The sequence below is a fragment of the Streptomyces sp. NPDC048420 genome (assembly GCF_040651535.1).
Lineage (GTDB): Bacteria > Actinomycetota > Actinomycetes > Streptomycetales > Streptomycetaceae > Streptomyces.
Genome location: NZ_JBEZKG010000036.1, coordinates 11751 through 26100 on the forward strand (window position 1 = coordinate 11751; position 14350 = coordinate 26100).

Here is a 14350-nt window from a genome sequence, read left to right on the forward strand (position 1 = left end):
CGGGATCCGTATGGCGTGGGCATGCGGCGACAGTACGCGCTAATCAGACAAATTCGTCATAGGGGACGGGTGTGGCGCGACCCGGCCACCCCAATGCCGATCCGCCCTTCCCCGCCCGGCGGGTCACATCCGCGAGACGTTCCGCTCGTACACCAACCGCAGCCCCACCAGCGTCAGCCACGGCTCGTGCTCGTCGATCACCGACGACTCGCCCAGCACCATCGGCGCCAGCCCGCCCGTCGCGATCACCGTCACCTCGTCGGGGTCGTCCGCGAGCTCCCGGGCCATCCGGCCCACGACCCCGTCGACCTGCCCGGCGAACCCGTACACGATCCCGGACTGCATCGCCTCGACCGTGTTCTTCCCGATCACGCTCCGCGGCCGGGCCACCTCGATCTTCCGCAGCTGGGCCCCCTTGACCCCGAGCGCCTCCACGGAGATCTCGATACCGGGCGCGATGACCCCGCCGACGTACTCCCCGCGCGCGGAGACCGCGTCGAAGGTCGTGGCCGTACCGAAGTCCACGACGATCGCGGGGCCGCCGAACAGCTCGACGGCGGCCACCGCGTTGATGATCCGGTCCGCGCCGACCTCCTTGGGGTTGTCGGTGAGGATCGGCACCCCCGTCTTCACCCCGGGCTCGACCAGCACGGCCGGGACGTCGCCGTAGTAGCGCCGCGTCACCTCACGCAGCTCGTGCAGCACCGACGGCACGGTCGCGCAGATCGCGATGCCGTCGATGCCGTCGCCGAGCTCGTCCCCGAGCAGCGGGTGCATGCCCATGAGGCCCTGCAGCAGCACCGCCAGCTCGTCGGCCGTGCGGCGCGCGTCCGTGGAGATCCGCCAGTGCTCGACGATGTCCTCGCCGTCGAAGAGGCCGAGGACGGTGTGCGTGTTACCCACGTCGATCGTGAGGAGCATGACGGCTACTCCGCCTCGCGCAGATCGAGGCCGATGTCGAGGATCGGCGAGGAGTGGGTGAGCGCGCCCACGGCGAGGTAGTCGACGCCGGTCTCGGCGTACACGCGCGCGTTGTCCAGCGTCAGCCGCCCCGAGGCCTCCAGCGCGGCCCGCCCGTGCACGACCGCGACGGCCTCTTCGCACTCCCCGGGCGTGAAGTTGTCCAGCAGGATCAGGTCGGCGCCCGCGTCCACGACCTCCCGCAGCTGGTGCAGGGTGTCGACCTCGACCTCGATCGGCACGTCGGGGAAGGCCTCCCGTACGGCCTTGAAGGCCTGCGCGACGCCGCCGGCGGCTACCACGTGGTTGTCCTTGACCAGCGCCGCGTCGGACAGCGACATGCGGTGGTTGACCCCGCCCCCGCACCGCACCGCGAACTTCTCCAGCGACCTGAGCCCCGGGGTCGTCTTCCGCGTGTCCCGCACGCGTGCCTTGGTGCCCTCCAGCGCGTCCGCCCACGCGCGCGTGGCCGTCGCGATGCCGGAGAGCCGGCACAGCAGGTTGAGCGCGCTGCGCTCGGCGGTGAGCAGGTCACGCGTGCGCGTGGTGACCGACAGGAGCTTCTGTCCGGCCTCCACCCGGTCGCCGTCCTCCACGTGCCGCTCGACCTCGAACTCGTCCTCGCAGACCACCGAGACGACCGCCTCGGCGACCCTGAGACCGGCCACGACGCCCCCCTCGCGCGCGACGAAGTCGGCGGTGGCGACGGCGTCCTCGGAGATGGTCGCGACGGTCGTCACGTCCACGCCGTGGTCGAGGTCCTCCTGGATGGCCACGTTGGCGATGTCCTCGACCTCGACCGGGTCGAGCCCGGCGTCGGCCAGGAGCTGCGCGAGCGCGGGGTCGAGCCCGCACTCCAGGTACTGCTCGTCGCCGTCCGCGCCACAGGCACAGCCGTCGCCGCAGCCTCCGGACGGGGCGAGAGGAAGGTCGTCGGTGCTCACTGGTGTCACTGCTCCTGAAGGGACTGCCGGGTCGGGGGGAAGTCTGCGGTATCGGTGGTGTGTACGGCGAGGGTCCGGTCCGGATTCAGCCGTACGACGATGTGGCGGCGCCATGCCGTGTCGTCGCGGTCGGGCTCGTCCTCGCGCCAGTGGCAGCCGCGGGTCTCCTCGCGCTGCAGGGCCGCGGCGACCAGGACGCGGGCCACGCACAGCAGGTTGGTGGCCTCCCAGGTGTCGACGCCGGGCTCGGCCGTCTTGCCGTTCTCGTCGAGCGCGTCGCGGGCGTCGGCGTGCAGCTTGTGCAGGGCGTCCGCGGCGCCGGCCAGGGACCCGGCGGAGCGCAGCACGCCCGCGCCCTGGGTCATGGTCCGCTGGATCGCGAACCGGGCCTCGGGGGCGAGCAGGGGGTGCGCGGGTGTCCGGGGATGCTCGACGGGTGCGGGCACGCGCGCGTGGAGGCCGTTCGCCTTTTGGACGGCCGCGATGTCGGCCACGATGCGTTCGGCGTAGACCAGGCCCTCCAACAGCGAGTTGGAGGCGAGCCGGTTGGCGCCGTGCACACCGGTGCAGGCGACCTCGCCGCACGCGTACAGGCCGGGGACGGTGGTACGGCCCCGGGAGTCGGTGCGGACGCCGCCGGAGGCGTAGTGGGCGGCCGGTGCGATCGGGATGGGCTCGGTGACCGGGTCGATGCCGTGGGCGCGGCAGGCGGCGAGGATGGTCGGGAAGCGGTGCTGCCACATGTCGGCGCCGAAGTGCCGGGCGTCGAGGAACATGTGCTCGGCGTCCCGCTCCTGCATGCGGCGCATGATGCCCTTGGCGACGATGTCCCGGGGCGCGAGCTCGGCCAGTTCGTGCTGGCCGACCATGAAGCGCACGCCGTCGGCGTCGACCAGGTGGGCGCCCTCGCCGCGCACGGCCTCGGAGACGAGCGGCTGCTGTCCCTCCGCGTCCGGGCCGAGGAACAGCACGGTGGGGTGGAACTGCACGAATTCGAGGTCGGAGACCTCCGCGCCCGCCCGCAGGGCGAGCGCGACGCCGTCGCCCGTCGACACCGACGGGTTGGTGGTCGCGGAGAACACCTGGCCCATGCCGCCGGTCGCGAGGACGACCGCGGGTGCGTGCACGGCGCCCACGCCGTCGTGCTGGCCCTCGCCCATGACGTGCAGGCTCACGCCCGCCGTACGGCCGTCGGCGTCCGTCAGCAGGTCGAGCACGAGCGCGTTCTCGATCGTGCGCAGCCCACGCGCGCGTACGGCCTCGACGAGCGCCCGGGAGATCTCCGCGCCGGTCGCGTCACCGCCCGCGTGCGCGATACGGCGGCGGTGGTGGCCGCCCTCGCGGGTCAGCTCCAGGTCGCCCGCCTCGGACTCGTCGAAGTGGGCGCCGGTCGCGATCAGCCGGCGTACGGCGTCGGGGCCCTCGGTGACGAGGATCCGGACCGCCTCTTCGTCGCACAGGCCCGCGCCCGCCACCAGGGTGTCGTCCAGGTGCTGTTCGGGGGTGTCGCCCTCGCCGAGGGCCGCGGCGATGCCGCCCTGCGCCCAGCGGGTGGAGCCGTCGTCGAGGCGGGCCTTGGTGACGACGACCGTCCTGAGTCCCTCCGCCTCGCAGCGCAGGGCCGCGGTGAGGCCGGCGACGCCGGAGCCGACGACCACGACGTCCGCGTCGATGGACCACCCGGGCGCGGGCGCGTGCAGTCGTATGCCTGTGCTGGTCACGAGGCGGCTCCGAAGGTCAGGGGGATGTTGTCGATCAACCGGGTCGTCCCCACCCGGGCGGCGACGGCGAGGACGGCCTCGCCGGTGAAGTCGTCCTCGATCTCGCTGAAGTCGGTCGGGTCGACGAGTGCGAGGTAGTCCAGGGCGAGCGGCGGGACCTGCCGCGCGGCGTCGTCCAGGATCAGACGGGCGGCCGCGCGGACGGCCGAGGGGGCGCCGTAGGAGGTGCGGCGCGCTTCGTGTCCGTCACCGGGCGGCGGGAATGCCTTCGCGACTGCGTGTGCGTCGGCGGCCGCGCGGGACTCGCCAAGAGCGCTGAGGGCCTCGGCGCGCGCGTGTGTGGCGGGCACTTCGCGGGCCCGCGCGCGCAGGGCCTCCTGCGCCGCGTGCCGGTCGCGGCCCGCGAACAGCGCGCGGGAGAGCGCCAGCGCGGTGCGCCGCTCGGTGGGCGAGAGATAGCGGTTGCGGCTGGACAGGGCCAGGCCGTCGTCCTCGCGCACGGTGGGCACGCCGACGATCTCGACACCGAAGTTCAGGTCGCGCGCCATCCGGCGGATCAGGGCGAGCTGCTGGGCGTCCTTCTGGCCGTAGAGGGCGATGTCGGGGCGGGTGAGGTGGAGCAGCTTGGCGACGACGGTGAGCATGCCGTCGAAGTGACCGGGGCGCGAGGCGCCCTCCAGGCGCTCTCCCATCGGGCCCGCGCTGATGCGGACCTGGGGCTCGCCGCCCGGGTAGACCTCGTCGACGGAGGGCGCGAAGACGGCGTCCGCGCCGGAGTCCTCGGCGATCTTGAGGTCGGCGTCCAGGGTGCGCGGGTAGCGGTCGAGGTCCTCGCCGGCGCCGAACTGGAGGGGGTTCACGAAGACGGTGACGACGACCTCGCCGTCCGGTCCGGCGATCTCGCGCGCGGTGCGGATCAGGGTGGCGTGGCCCTCGTGCAGGGCGCCCATGGTCATCACGACGGCCCGGCGGCCCACACGCGTGCGTGCGTGCAGTTCGTCGGCGGTGCGCAGCAGTGTCGTGGTCATCGGGCGTCTCCCTCGGCGCCGTCGGTCCCGGTCGCGAGTACCCCGAGGAGGTCCTCCGCCAGCTCCGGCTTCAGCAGTCCGTGGGCGAGTGCCCGGTCTGCGGTCGCCCGAGCCATCGCCAGATAGCCGGAGACGGTCTGCGGGGCGTGCTTGCGCAGTTCCGTGACGTGCGCGGCGACGGTGCCGGCGTCCCCGCGCGCGACGGGTCCGGTGAGGGCCGCGTCGCCGGAACGCAGGGCGTTGTCGAGGGCGGCGCCGAGCAGCGGGCCGAGCATCCGGTCCGGGGCCTCGACGCCCGCCGAGCGCAGCAGTTCCATGGCCTGGGCGACCAGGGTGACCAGGTGGTTGGCGCCGAGGGCGAGGGCCGCGTGGTACAGCGGCCGCATCTCCTCGTCGATCCACTCGGGCTCGCCGCCCATCTCGATGACGAGGGCCTCGGCGGCCAGCCGCAGTTCCTCGGGGGCGGTGACGCCGAAGGAGCAGCCCGCGAGGCGCTGGACGTCCACGGGGGTGCCGGTGAAGGTCATCGCGGGGTGCAGGGCCAGCGGCAGCGCGCCCGCGCGCAGGGCCGGGTCCAGGACGCGTGCGCCGTACCGCCCGGAGGTGTGCACGAGCAGCTGCCCCGGCCGCACGGCCCCGGTCTCGGCGAGGCCCTCCACGAGGTCCGGCAGGGTGTCGTCGGGGACGGTCAGCAGGACCAGGTCGGCGCGCTGGAGGACGTCCGCGGGGGTGACGAGCGGGACGTCCGGGAGCATCTGCGCGGCCCGCCGCCGGGAGGCGTCGGAGACTCCGGACACGGCCACCGGGCGGTGCCCGGCGAGCTGGAGGGACGCGGCGAGCGCGGGGCCCACTCGGCCGGCGCCGACGACACCGACGGTGAGCCGCGCGGGGCGGTCCTTGCTGTCTGGCTGTTGGGCTGTACTCACGCGACGGCGGCCTTCCCGTTCCAGTCCGCATCTGGGTACCGGACGATTTCTCGTCATGTTAACGCGATCGGTTCTAGGGGTGTCCGGTTGTCCACAGGCTGTGGGTTTCCCGAGTGCCGTGCGTGCGGAAATCGGCGTGCCCGTGCTCAGGGGCGCACGAGATGATCCGGGCATGACTGAAGCAGCCGAGCAGGGCGCCGGACGGACGACGCACGAGGAACCGCCGGAGCAGGTCACGGAGGCGGAACGGCTCCTGCGCCGCCGCGCACGGCGCCTTAGCGCGTACCGGAGTGCCGAGCGCACGCTGGCGCGTCTGGGGCTGCTCGCACCCCTCCGCGAGCGCCTCACCCTGCTCGACGGAGCGGACGCGTTCTACGACCTGGACGAACCGTCCGACCTCTACGGCAACGGCATCGTCGAGGCCCTGGAGGAGAAGGTCGCGGGCCTCCTCGGCAAGGAGGCCGCCGCCTTCTTCCCCACCGGCACGATGGCCCAGCAGGTCGCGCTGCGCTGCTGGGCGGGCCGCACCGGAAACCCCACCGTCGCCCTGCACCCCCTGGCCCACCCCGAGGTGCATGAGCGCGACGCGTTCCGGGAGGTCTCCGGTCTGCGCCCGGTCCATGTGACGGGCGAGCCCCGGCTGCCCACGGCGGACGAGATACGCGGCTTCGAGGAGCCCTTCGGGGCGCTGATGCTGGAGCTGCCCCTGAGGGACGCCGGTTTCGTGCTGCCCACCTGGGAGGAGCTCACCGAGGCGGTGGAGGCGGCGCGCGAGCGGGACGCGGTGGTGCACTTCGACGGCGCGCGCCTGTGGGACACCACCGTCCACTTCGGCCGCCCCCTGGACGAGATCGCGGACCTCGCGGACAGCGTCTACGTGTCGTTCTACAAGTCCCTCCAGGCCTACGGCGGGGCCGCACTCGCCGGTCCGAAGACCCTCGTCGAGGAGGCGAAGACCTGGCGGCACCGGTACGGCGGCGCGGTCTTCCAGCAGTTCCCGACCGTCCTGTCGGCCCTCGCGGGCCTGGAACGGGAACTGCCCCGGCTGCCCGGGTACGTGACCCACGCGCGCGTGGTGGCCGCCGCACTGCGCGAGGGGTTCGCGGAGGCCGGGGTGCCGTGGGCGCGGGTGCACCCCGAGGTGCCGCACACCTTCGACTTCCAGGTCTGGCTGCCGTACGGCGTCGACGAGCTCTCCGAGGCCGCGATCAGGCCGTCGGAGGAGACGAAGACGGCCCTGTTCATCAACTCGTGGGTCGAGAAGGGCCCGGGCCTGTCCATGACCGAGGTCTACGTCCGTGCCGCGGCCCTGGAGTGGACAGCGGCGGATGTGAGGGCGGCGGCCGCGGACTTCGTGGCCCTGCTGAGGGAGGCCGGCAGCTAGGCCGGGGCCGCCGGTACGACCGTCGGCGCAGCGCCTGCCGTATCCGTCCCCTGGCACCGCCGGTACTCACGCCCCAGCCTGACCGTTCGGCTGCCCCATGGCCTCGATTGACGGCCGCCGGCAATCGAGGGAGGCGTTGTCAGTGCCGGAGTGCACCATGAGGTCATGAGCGTGCGCATCGACATCGCGGGGCTGCGGCCGGAGAGGGTCGCCGTCGTGCCCTCGCCCCTGGCCGAGCTCTGCATGGCGCTGCACGCGCTGGCCGAACCGGGACACCATCCGGGGCTGCAGGCCTGGGTGACGGGTGTGACGGCCCGGCTCGACCCGCATCTGGCCGACCGGATGTGCGAGGCGGACTTCCTGTGGCGGACGACGTTCTCGGACCTGTTCATGCCGTTCGCCGGTGTGCCTGGCGGGACCGCGATCCCGGGAGCGTCCATCGGCGAGGACCTGGACCTCCTCGACAAGCTGACGGACGAGCAGTTCGTGGACGCGGCCCTGGAGTTCACCTGCGCCCTGCCGTACGGCGCGCGCGGCCCGAGCGTGCTCTCCGACGCGGCACTGCGCCGACGTGCCCTGGAACTGGCCGCGTCACGCGGGCCGCGGCAGGTCCGGTTCGCCGAGCGGCTGCTGGCCGACCCGCCGCGGATCCGCGCGTGGTTCCGGCAGTTCGTGGAGGACTGCGACGAGGCGTTCTTCGCGGACACCTGGGAACGGCTGCGCCACCAGCTGGCGGCGGACGGCCGCCACAAGACGGACCTGCTGCGGCGCAAGGGCCTCGCGGAGGCGCTGGCCGCGGTCTCGCCCGCGCTGACCCTCGACGAGACCGGGTCGCGCATCACGGTCGACAAGCTGGGGACGGGACACACCACTACCGGGGAGGGCAGCCTGCTGCTGCTGCCCACGAGCCTGGGCTGGCCGCACCTGAGCGTCCTGCACCGCTACGGCTGGCAGCCCGCCCTGCACTACCCGGTCGGCTCCCCCGAACTCGCCGCACCGCCCTCGGTCGAACAGCTCGCCCTGCGGATGACCGCGCTCTCCCACCCCGTCCGGATGCGCCTGTGCCGTCATCTGGCCCGCAGCGCCCACACCACGAGTGAGCTGGCCCAGGTGCACGGCATGACCGCACCGGAGATATCCCGGCACCTGGGCGTCCTGAAGAAGGCGGGCCTGATCACCACCCGCCGCCGCGGCCGGTACGTCCTGCACCAGCTGGACGTCACCGTGGTGGCCCGGCTGGGCAGCGACTTCCTGGAAGGGATATTGCGATAGCCGCCGCGAGCCCTGGCCGGGCCCCGGTGTCTCAGCCCTGCCCGCCCGCGCGCACCAGCCCCGTCTCGTAGGCCAGGACCACCACCTGCACCCGGTCCCTGAGGCCCAGCTTGGTCAGGATGCGGCCGACGTGCGTCTTCACCGTGGCCTCGGACAGCACGAGCCGGGCCGCGATCTCGCCGTTGGACAGCCCTTGCGCGACCAGCATCATGACCTCGCGCTCGCGGTCGGTGAGCCGGTCCAGCTCCTTGTGCCGGGGCTCCATGCCGGTGGTGGGCAGCATGGGCGCGAACCGGTCGAGCAGGCGCCGGGTCGTCGAGGGGGCGACCACGGCGTCACCGCTGTGCACCGAGCGGATCGCGGCGAGCAGTTCGCCGGGCGGTACGTCCTTGAGCATGAAGCCGGAGGCGCCCGCCTTGAGGCCGGAGAAGGCGTACTCGTCGAGGTCGAAGGTGGTCAGGATCAGCACCTTCGGCGGGTCGGGCTCCGAGCAGATGCGGCGGGTGGCCTCCACACCGTCGAGCTTCGGCATGCGGACGTCCATCAGGACGACGTCGACGGCGGTCGAGCGCAGCACCTGGAGGGCCTCCACACCGTCCCCCGCCTCCGCGACGACCTCCATGTCCGGCTGGGCGGCGAGCACCATCCGGAACCCGGTGCGCAGCAGCACCTGGTCGTCGACGAGCATCACGCGGATCGTCATCGGGCCTCTTCCGTTTCCTCGGGGTCGTACGGCATGTCGCCAGGGGGCGTGACAGGTGTCAACAGGGGGCGTGCGTCGGTGTCAATGCGCTGGTTTGAGCGGCAGCAGCGCACTGATGCGGAATCCTCCGCCGGGGCGGGGGCCCGCGTCCAGGGTGCCGCCGACCATGCCGACCCGCTCGCGCATGCCGATCAGGCCGTGGCCCGCGCCGTCGGCGCCGCCCTCCTCGTACAGCTCGTGCGGGGCGCCCTTGCCGTCGTCCTCGACGAGCAGGCCGAGCCCGTCGTCGAAGTAGACCAGGCGCACACTCGCACCCGCGTTCGGCCCGCCGTGCTTGCGGGTGTTGGTGAGCGCCTCCTGCACGATGCGGTACGCGGTGAGCTCGACGCCGCTGGGCAGCGGGCGCGGGGTGCCCTCGATCTTGAAGTCGACGGGGAGCCCGGAGCCGCGGCACTGCTCGACGAGGTCCTCGATCTGCTCGACGTCTGGCTGCGGGACGTACTCGCCACCCTCCTGGTGCTCTCCGGTGCGCAGCACGCCCAGCAGGCGGCGCATCTCGGCGAGGGCCTGACGGCCGGTGGAGGAGATGGTCTCCAGCGCCTTCTTCGCCTGATCGGGCGCGGCGTCGAGGACATAGGCGGCGCCGTCGGCCTGGACGACCATGACGGACACGTTGTGCGCGACGACGTCGTGCAGTTCGCGGGCGATCCGGGCGCGCTCGGCGGCGACCGCGACCTTCGCCTGCGCCTCGCGCTCCTTCTCCAGGCGCGCGTTGCGCTCCTCCAGCTGCGCGAAGTACGCGCGGCGGGTGCGGATGGAGTCGCCGAGCACCCAGGCCAGGGCGAACGGCACGGTCTGGAAGATCATGAGGGCGATGTTGCCGAGAGCACTGGTGTTCTCGTTCCACCAGCGCATCTGCGCCACAGGAGCCGCGCACAGGCCGACCGTCAGCGCCAGCCGGGAGGCCCAGCGGGCGCCCGTGGCGGCGACCGTGTAGACGATCACCAGGAAGGCGAAGTCGGCGCTCGTGGTCTCCACGTCCAGCGCGAGCTGCACCACGCCGAGCCCGATGGCCAGCAGCAGCATCTTCTCAGGCAGCCGTCGGCGCAGCGCGATGACCAGGCACAACAGGAGGACGACCGGAATGATCGCGAGCGGGGACTCGGTGCCCCGGGACTCCTCACGGGCGGTTTCGCTCGCGAGCGAGATCCCGAACAGGAAGACGGCCCAGAAGACGTCGACCCCTGTCGGGTGCCTGCGGAGGAAGTCATAGAGGCGCTGCACGTAACCCAGCGTAGGGAAGCGCGATGTGTGCAGGGGTCAACCGGAGGACCGATCCGGACCGCCCGCGCGTACTCCCCAAGGTGGAGGCCCCCTTACCCCGTACGCCTAGCCTGACGGCGTGACCGATGACACGACGGACGGCTGGAGCGGCTGGCGGGCCGCCACCGAGGCGGCTCTCTACGGCCCCGGGGGCTTCTACCGCAGGCCGGAGGGGCCGGCCGGGCACTTCCGTACGTCCGTGCACGCCTCCCCGTTGTTCGCCGAGGCCGTGGCCAGGCTGCTGTGCCGGGTCGACGAGGCGCTGGACCGGCCCGCGCGGCTCGACTTCGTCGACATGGCCGCGGGGCGGGGCGAGTTGGCCACCGGCGTCCTCGCCGCCCTGCCCGCGGAGGTGAACGCCCGCATGCGCGTGTACGCCGTCGAGGTCGCCGACCGCCCCGCCGCCCTCGATCACCGGATCGAGTGGCTGCCCCAGCCGCCCAAGGACATCACCGGGCTGCTGTTCGCCAACGAATGGCTGGACAACGTACCCGTGGAGATCGCCGAGACGGACTCCACCGGCCTGCCGCGACGGGTTCTCGTACGACGCGACGGTCGCGAACGTCTCGGAGAACCGCCGGCCGGGGCGGAGGCCGAGTGGCTCGACCGGTGGTGGCCGCTGCCGCCCGAGGAGGGACTGCGGGCCGAGATCGGCCTGCCCCGGGACGAGGCGTGGGCGTCGGCGGTCGCGACGGTCGGAAAGGGGCTCGCGGTCGCCGTCGACTACGCGCACGCAGCGTCCTCACGCCCACCGTTCGGGACGCTCACCGGCTTCCGTGAGGGCCGCGAGTGCACACCCGTACCGGACGGGTCCTGCGACCTCACGGCCCATGTGGCGCTGGACGCGTGCGCGCTCCCCGGCGGGCGCGTGCTGACCCAGCGCGATGCCCTGCGCGCCCTGGGCATCGCAGGCGCACGCCCCCCGCTCTCGCTGGCGTCCGCGCAACCCGTGCAGTATGTACGCGCTCTCGCGCGCGCCGGAGAGGCGGCCGAACTCACCGCGCCGGGCGGCTTCGGGGACTTCGGCTGGCTGTTCCAGCCCGTCGGCGTCGACGGGCTACTTGTCGATGTCCCCGACCACGAAGAACAGTGACCCCAGAATCGCCACCATGTCGGCGACCAGCGTGCCCGGCAGCAGTTCGACCAGCGCCTGGATGTTGTTGTAGGAGGCCGAGCGCAGCTTCAGCCGGTACGGGGTCTTCTCGCCCTTGCTGACGAGGTAGTAGCCGTTGATGCCGAGCGGGTTCTCGGTCCACGCGTACGTGTGCCCCTCGGGCGCCTTCAGGACCTTCGGCAGCCGCTGGTTGATCGGCCCGGGCTGGAGCTCCGCGAGCCGGTCGAGGCAGGCGTCGGCGAGGTCGAGGGCGTTGTGGGTCTGTTCCAGGAGGACCTCGAAGCGGGCGAGGCAGTCGCCCTCCTGGCGGGTCACCACCTTCAGCGTGTCCTGGAGCTCGCCGTACGCCAGGTACGGCTCGTCGCGGCGCAGATCGAAGTCCACGCCCGAGGCGCGCGCGATGGGCCCGCTGACGCCGTACGCGTGCACGGTCCCCGGCGCGAGGACGCCCACGTCCCTCGTCCGCCCCCGGAAGATCTCGTTGCCGAGCACCAGGTCGTCGAAGCGGTCCATGCGCGAGCGCACGGCGGAGACGGCGGCACGCGCGCGTGTGCTCCAGCCGGCCGGCAGGTCCTCCTTGAGGCCGCCGACGCGGTTGAACATGTAGTGCATGCGGCCGCCGGAGACCTCCTCCATGACGTTCTGGAGGACCTCCCGCTCCCGGAACGCGTAGAAGACCGGGGTGATGCCGCCCAGCTCCAGCGGATACGAGCCCAGGAACATCAGGTGGTTCAGCACGCGGTTGAGCTCGGCGAGCAGCGTGCGCGTCCACACAGCCCGCTCCGGGACCTCCATGCCGAGCATGCGTTCCACGGCGAGGACCACGCCCAGCTCGTTGGAGAAGGCCGACAGCCAGTCGTGGCGGTTGGCGAGCATGATGATCTGGCGGTAGTCGCGCGCCTCGAAGAGCTTCTCCGCGCCGCGGTGCATATAGCCGATCACGGGCTCCGCGCTCATGATGCGCTCGCCGTCCAGGACGAGCCTCAGGCGCAGCACACCATGGGTGGACGGGTGCTGCGGTCCGATGTTGAGCACCATGTCGGTGCTCTCCGCCGCGCCGCCGATGCCGACCGTGGTCTCCGTCGTGGGAGTCATGGACACAGTCTCTCCTACGTACGCTGGCCCCATGGAGACGGGGAGCGGGCACGACACGGAGGTCACCGGTCACGAACCGGTGTGGACCGGACTGCCGCCGGGGCTGCTGCGGATGCGTCGGCTGTTGCTGGTGGTGTGGCTGGGACTGCTCGCCGTGGCCCTGGGGTTGCTGCTGGGGCTGCTGTGCGGGCCGGCCTGGGCGGCGTTCGCGCTGCTGCCGCTCGCCCTCACCGGGTGGGGCTGGGTGGTGATCGGCCGCAACTGGCGTTCCTGGCGCTACGCCGAGCGCGCCGACGACCTGCTGATCAGCCGGGGTGTGCTGTGGCGCGAGGAGACCGTCGTACCGTACGGCCGCATGCAGCTGGTGGAGGTCACCTCCGGGCCGGTGGAGCGGCACTTCGGGCTGGCCAGCGTCCAGCTGCACACGGCGGCCGCGGCGACCGACGCGACCATCCCGGGCCTCGACCCGGCGGAGGCGGAACGGCTGCGCGACCGGCTCACCGAACTCGGCGAGGCCCGATCGGCGGGCCTGTGACGACTCCGGGCGTCGACGACGCCGTACAGGAGAAGCCCGGGAAGGAACCCGTCGACGAGCGGCGGCTGCATCCCATAACGCCGCTCAGGCGGGCGTGGGCGCCGGTCGCGGTCGTCATCGGGTGGGCCGTGCACGACCCCGACCAGGCGCAGCGCCAGCTGACCCGGCTGACGACCACCACACTGCTGATCGCGCTCGCCGTCGTCGTCCCGGCCGCCGCCCTGTACGGCTTTCTCACCTGGTGGTTCACCCACTTCGCGGTGACCGACACCGAACTGCGCATCCGGACCGGGCTGTTGTTCCGGCGCACCGCGCACATCCGGCTGGAGCGGATCCAGGCGGTCGACGTCACGCAGCCGCTCCTCGCGCGCGTGGCGGGGGTCGCGAAGCTGAGGCTCGACGTCGTCGGCACCGACAAGAAGGACGAGCTGGCCTTCCTCGGGGAGCGTGAGGCGCGGACACTGCGCGCTGAACTCCTCGCGCGCGCCGCCGGGTTCGCCCCCGAGACCGCGCGCGAGGTCGGCGAGGCTCCGGCGCGCGAGCTGCTGCGTACGCCCCCGCGAGATCTCGCGCTCTCCCTCGTGCTGACGGGCGCCACCTGGGTCACGCTGGTCGCCGCCCTCGTCGTACCGACCCTGCTGTGGCTGGCCACCCACAGCGCGTGGACGGTCCTGGCGACCGCCGTGCCGCTGCTCGGCGCGGCGGGCGCGAGCAGTGTGGGGCGGTTCGTGACCGAGTACGACTGGACGGTGGGCGAGTCCCCGGACGGGCTGCGCATCGACCACGGCCTCCTGGACCGCACCCACGAGACGGTGCCGCCCGGGCGGGTGCAGACCGTACGGATCGTCGAGCCGCTGCTGTGGCGGCGGCGCGGGTGGGTGCGGGTCGAGCTGGACGTGGCCGGGTCCTCCAACTCCGTGCTGGTGCCGGTCGCCCCGCGCGAGGTCGCCGAGGCGGTCGTCGCGCGCGTGCTGCCCGGAGTGACCGTGCCCCCGCTGTCGGAGCTGTCGCGGCCCCCGCGGCGGGCCGGCCGCTGTGTGCCCGTGTGGTGGCGCGGCTACGGACTCGCCGTCACCGACGCGGTGTTCGCCTCCCGTCAGGGACTGCTGCGCCGGAGCCTGGCACTGGTCCCGCACGCGAAGGTCCAGAGCGTACGGCTCACACAGGGGCCCTGGGAGCGGCTGTGGCGGGTCGCCGACGTGCACGTGGACACGGGAGCGAACAAGACCGTCACAGCCCGTCTGAGGGACGCTCAGGAGGCCACGGAGCTGCTCGGGGCGCAGGCGGAGAGGTCGCGCACGGGACGGAAAGGGGCACGGCCCGACCGTTGGATGGTCTGACCGTG

The 14350-nt window shown here is 72.8% G+C and carries 13 protein-coding genes; 5 read left to right on the forward strand and 8 right to left on the reverse strand.

The features are described from left to right. Positions 1-123 precede the first annotated feature (123 nt). The 5 genes from AB0D34_RS41750 to AB0D34_RS41770 are packed head-to-tail and all read right to left on the reverse strand — an operon-like array spanning position 124 to position 5579. Complete coding sequence (locus tag AB0D34_RS41750; RefSeq protein WP_059209184.1) at positions 124-921, reverse strand: type III pantothenate kinase; 798 nt, start codon at positions 919-921, stop codon at positions 124-126. A gap of 5 nt (positions 922-926) precedes the next feature. After that, positions 927-1904 carry a carboxylating nicotinate-nucleotide diphosphorylase gene (gene nadC, locus AB0D34_RS41755; protein ID WP_362672051.1) on the reverse strand — a complete coding sequence of 326 codons (978 nt, stop codon included), beginning with the start codon at positions 1902-1904 and terminating at the stop codon, positions 927-929. Between the two features lie 5 nt (positions 1905-1909). Further along, positions 1910-3625, reverse strand: coding sequence for an L-aspartate oxidase (locus tag AB0D34_RS41760; protein WP_362672053.1), 1716 nt, complete (start codon positions 3623-3625; stop codon positions 1910-1912). Beyond that, positions 3622-4653, reverse strand: coding sequence for a pantoate--beta-alanine ligase (gene panC / locus AB0D34_RS41765; protein WP_362672056.1), 1032 nt, complete (start codon positions 4651-4653; stop codon positions 3622-3624). Before panC ends, AB0D34_RS41760 begins: the two co-directional genes overlap by 4 nt. After that, positions 4650-5579 (reverse strand): DUF2520 domain-containing protein, encoded by a 930-nt coding sequence (locus AB0D34_RS41770; RefSeq protein ID WP_362672059.1) that lies wholly within the window; start codon positions 5577-5579, stop codon positions 4650-4652. Before AB0D34_RS41770 ends, panC begins: the two co-directional genes overlap by 4 nt. A 172-nt stretch (positions 5580-5751) precedes the next feature. Here AB0D34_RS41770 and AB0D34_RS41775 point away from each other — a divergent pair, with 172 nt between their 5' ends. Then, on the forward strand, positions 5752-6963 hold the full coding sequence (locus AB0D34_RS41775; RefSeq protein WP_362672061.1) for a beta-eliminating lyase-related protein: 1212 nt from the start codon (positions 5752-5754) through the stop codon (positions 6961-6963). Between the two features lie 165 nt (positions 6964-7128). After that, positions 7129-8235, forward strand: a complete 1107-nt coding sequence (locus AB0D34_RS41780) for a DUF5937 family protein (RefSeq protein ID WP_362672063.1) — start codon at positions 7129-7131, stop codon at positions 8233-8235. Positions 8236-8266: 31 nt separating this feature from the next. Here the strand turns inward: AB0D34_RS41780 and AB0D34_RS41785 are convergent, their stop codons facing one another. Beyond that, positions 8267-8938 (reverse strand): response regulator transcription factor, encoded by a 672-nt coding sequence (locus AB0D34_RS41785; RefSeq protein ID WP_362672065.1) that lies wholly within the window; start codon positions 8936-8938, stop codon positions 8267-8269. Between the two features lie 81 nt (positions 8939-9019). After that, positions 9020-10222, reverse strand: coding sequence for a sensor histidine kinase (locus tag AB0D34_RS41790; RefSeq protein ID WP_362672068.1), 1203 nt, complete (start codon positions 10220-10222; stop codon positions 9020-9022). A 118-nt stretch (positions 10223-10340) separates the two neighbouring features. Here AB0D34_RS41790 and AB0D34_RS41795 point away from each other — a divergent pair, with 118 nt between their 5' ends. Next, a complete protein-coding gene (locus AB0D34_RS41795) occupies positions 10341-11354 on the forward strand; it encodes an SAM-dependent methyltransferase (protein WP_362672070.1) in 1014 nt (337 codons plus the stop codon). Here AB0D34_RS41795 and AB0D34_RS41800 read toward each other — a convergent pair. Next, positions 11319-12470 carry an NADH-quinone oxidoreductase subunit D gene (locus AB0D34_RS41800; protein WP_362672073.1) on the reverse strand — a complete coding sequence of 384 codons (1152 nt, stop codon included), beginning with the start codon at positions 12468-12470 and terminating at the stop codon, positions 11319-11321. The two genes, AB0D34_RS41795 and AB0D34_RS41800, sit on opposite strands and share 36 nt — an antisense overlap. A 31-nt stretch (positions 12471-12501) precedes the next feature. Between AB0D34_RS41800 and AB0D34_RS41805 the strand changes: the two genes are divergently transcribed. Continuing rightward, positions 12502-13005, forward strand: a complete 504-nt coding sequence (locus AB0D34_RS41805; RefSeq protein WP_362672075.1) for a PH domain-containing protein — start codon at positions 12502-12504, stop codon at positions 13003-13005. Next, complete coding sequence (locus AB0D34_RS41810; protein ID WP_362672077.1) at positions 13002-14345, forward strand: PH domain-containing protein; 1344 nt, start codon at positions 13002-13004, stop codon at positions 14343-14345. Before AB0D34_RS41805 ends, AB0D34_RS41810 begins: the two co-directional genes overlap by 4 nt. The last annotated feature ends 5 nt before the right edge of the window (positions 14346-14350 follow it).